The organism is Micromonospora sp. NPDC049580 (genome assembly GCF_040675595.1).
Taxonomy (GTDB): domain Bacteria; phylum Actinomycetota; class Actinomycetes; order Mycobacteriales; family Micromonosporaceae; genus Micromonospora.
This window is the reverse complement of sequence record NZ_JBFAPG010000643.1, coordinates 1-2,834: the sequence shown is the minus strand read 5'-3', so window position 1 is coordinate 2,834 and position 2,834 is coordinate 1. Positions and strand designations below refer to the sequence as shown.

Genomic DNA, 2,834 nt, shown 5'->3' with positions numbered 1-2,834 from the left:
GTCGCGGCGCGGCCCAGCGGATCGGGCTGGCCGCCGAGGAGCACCGCGGTCATCCGGGCGTCCGCGCCGCCGTGCCCGTGTCGGGTACGACCCTCGACGGGGATCTGCCGGGGCGGTTCCCAGAACGGGCGCAGGGTGAGCGTCGAGCCGCCCCCTTCGGCCGGCGCCTCGACGCCGTGCAGCGCCGCGCCCTTGACCGCGCCCGCGGTGCCCCGGTCGACGAAGTCGTTCTCGGTCACCTCCAGCTCCAGGCGCCCCCGGCTGCCGTTGACCATCACCCGGTAGCCCTCCCAGGGGGCGTACGCCGTGAGGTGGTAGGTCATCGTGGCGCCGGTGGAGTAGCGGGCGAGCACGGCCATGTCGTCCTCGATGCTCACGCCCGGGGCGAACACGTTGCGGTCGCGCTGGTAGCCGTCCTCGGCCTCGGCGTCGAGGTACAGCTCGCGCAGCCGGGGGTGGGCCTCCAGCCGCAGCGCGAACGGGTCGTCGACGGCGGCGGGGGAGCCGTACGCCCGCTCGTAGTCGCGGGCGTAGCCGTGCCGGCGACCGTCCTCGCCGTAGAAGAACAGGCGGCCGGCGGCGTACACCTCGACCGGGGTGGCCCCCAGCCACCAGTTGACCAGGTCGAAGTGGTGGCTGGCCTTGTGCACCATCAGCCCGCCGGAGGTGGCCTTGTCGCGGTGCCAGCGCCGGAAGTAGTCGGCGCCGTGCCGAACGTCGAGCAGCCACTCGAAGTGCACCGAGCCGATCTCACCGACCGCGCCGTCGGCGAGCAGGCGGCGGACCTGCTCGTGCAGCGGGTTGTAGCGGTAGTTGAAGGCGACCGTCACCCGGCCGCCGGTCTCGGTCACCGCGTCCAGGATGCGCCGGCAGCGCGCAGCGTCGACGGTCATCGGCTTCTCGGTGACGACGTCGCGGCCGGCGCGCAGCGCCGCCACCACGTACTCGTCGTGGGTGACGTCCACACTGGTCACCAGCACGACGTCGACCCGCTCCTTGTCCAGCATGGCCGGGAACTCACCGGCCGGGTACGTCGGCACCGGGCGGTGGCACAGCTCGGCGAGCCAGCGGTTGTGCGCGTCCATCCGGGCCTGGTTGACGTCGGCGAAGGCGACCAGCTCGGTGGTGTCGGCGTGGTCGAGCGCCAGGGCACGGACGAACATCTCGGCCCGTGCGCCGGTGCCCACGACGGCGTACCGGACTCGCCCGTCGGATCTCGGTGACATGTGGTCGCCCCCAGGTGATCCCTGCAAAGGTTTGCAGTGAAGTAACCACGATCGATGCGATCGCGTCAACGCCAACGGCGCAATCGGCGATAAATGTCAGTGTTTGCGGCGTTGTAGGTCACCACGGGGAGCGTCGACGCAACAGAACCGCAACCATTGACCGTTGACACTGGCGCAACCGTTTGCATTAATTGGCGGCACCCACGTGACCGTCGCCACATCGGACGAAGGGCCCGCCGTGCCAGTCACCATCCGGGACGTCGCCCGCGCCTCCGGGGTGCACATCTCCACCGTGTCCCGCACCTTCTCTGCCCCGCACCTGGTCAACCCGGAGACCCGGGTCCGGGTGCTCGCCTGCGCGGAGGACCTGGGCTACCGGCCGAACCGCGCCGCCCGGGCCCTGATCACCGGGCGGACGCACAACATCGGCCTGATCATCGCGGACATCGCGAACCCGTTCTTCCCGCCGCTGATCAAGGCGGCGGAGAGCCAGGCCCGCCATCGCGACTACCACGTCTTCGTGGCCGACACCAACGAGGACCCGACCGCCGAGGAGGAGTTGGTCCACGCGCTCGCCAAGCAGGTCGACGGGGTGCTGCTGTGCAGCCCGCGGATGAGCAACAGCCTGATCGAGCAGCTCAGCCGGGAGGTGCCGTTGGTGGTGGTGAACCGCCAGGTGACCGGCCTGCCCTGCGTGCTGATGGACGTCGGGCAGGGCGCCCGGGCGGCGATCGAGCACCTGATCGGTCTCGGTCACCGCGGCATCGCGTTGCTCGGCGGCCCCCGCAGCTCGTGGACCAACCGGGAGATGCGCCGCGCCGCCGCCACGGCCGCCCGCAGCGGCGGCGCGGAGCTGACCGTGCTCGGCCCCAACGCGCCCACCGAGACCGGCGGCCTCGCCGTCGCCGACCAGGTGCGGCGCAGTGGCGTGACGGCCGTGCTCGCCTACAACGACCTGATGGCGATCGGCCTCATCGAGGGGCTGGACGCGCTCGGGGTCCGGGTGCCACAGGAGGTGAGTGTCGTCGGGGTCGACGACATCGCCCTGAGTCGGCTCACCCGCCCCAAACTGACGACGGTGGCCACACCCACCGGGGCCGCTGGCCGGACGGCCGTCGACATGCTGCTGCAACAGGACATCGAGTCACCGCGCGGCGCGCGGGGCCCCGGTGCCGGCACGGCGCTCGGCGTCCGTCGTACCACCGCACAGGTAATGCTCCAGACCGACCTGGTCATCCGCGACTCGACCGGCCCGGGCCCGCACGCCCGACCGGCACGTCCCCTGGCCGCGCCGCCTGGCCCGGACCCGCATTGCCCTGCGGGCCCGGGCGTCCCGACCGCGGCCACCGGTGACGCCGTCGCCTCCTAATGCCGAGGAGTGAGCGCACATGCACCCCGCAACGCCCCCCACCACTGACACGCCCGTCGGGCGCCATCACGGTACCCCGGTGCCCCGTCGGCGACTCCTGCGCGGCCTGCTGGCCGCGACCGTCGCCGCGCCGTTGATGTTCGGCGCCGCCGCGATCACGCTGATGATCGACGGCACCGGGCAACTGGACTTCATCGACACCGTCCGAGCCCCGGGGCAGCGCGCCGAGCTGCGCCTCT

General features: G+C 72.2%; 2 protein-coding genes and 1 pseudogene. 2 read left to right on the top strand and 1 reads right to left on the bottom strand.

The genetic code is table 11. The features are described from left to right. On the bottom strand, positions 1–1,226 hold a 1,226-nt coding region (locus AB0J68_RS30385), incomplete at its 3' end, for a Gfo/Idh/MocA family oxidoreductase (RefSeq protein WP_363942114.1). 238 nt (positions 1,227–1,464) lie between these two features. Here AB0J68_RS30385 and AB0J68_RS30380 point away from each other — a divergent pair. After that, on the top strand, positions 1,465–2,595 hold the full coding sequence (locus tag AB0J68_RS30380) for a LacI family DNA-binding transcriptional regulator (RefSeq protein ID WP_354863044.1): 1,131 nt from the start codon (positions 1,465–1,467) through the stop codon (positions 2,593–2,595). A 19-nt stretch (positions 2,596–2,614) separates the two neighbouring features. Further along, a pseudogene (locus AB0J68_RS30375) lies at positions 2,615–2,834 on the top strand (hypothetical protein); the annotation flags it as partial.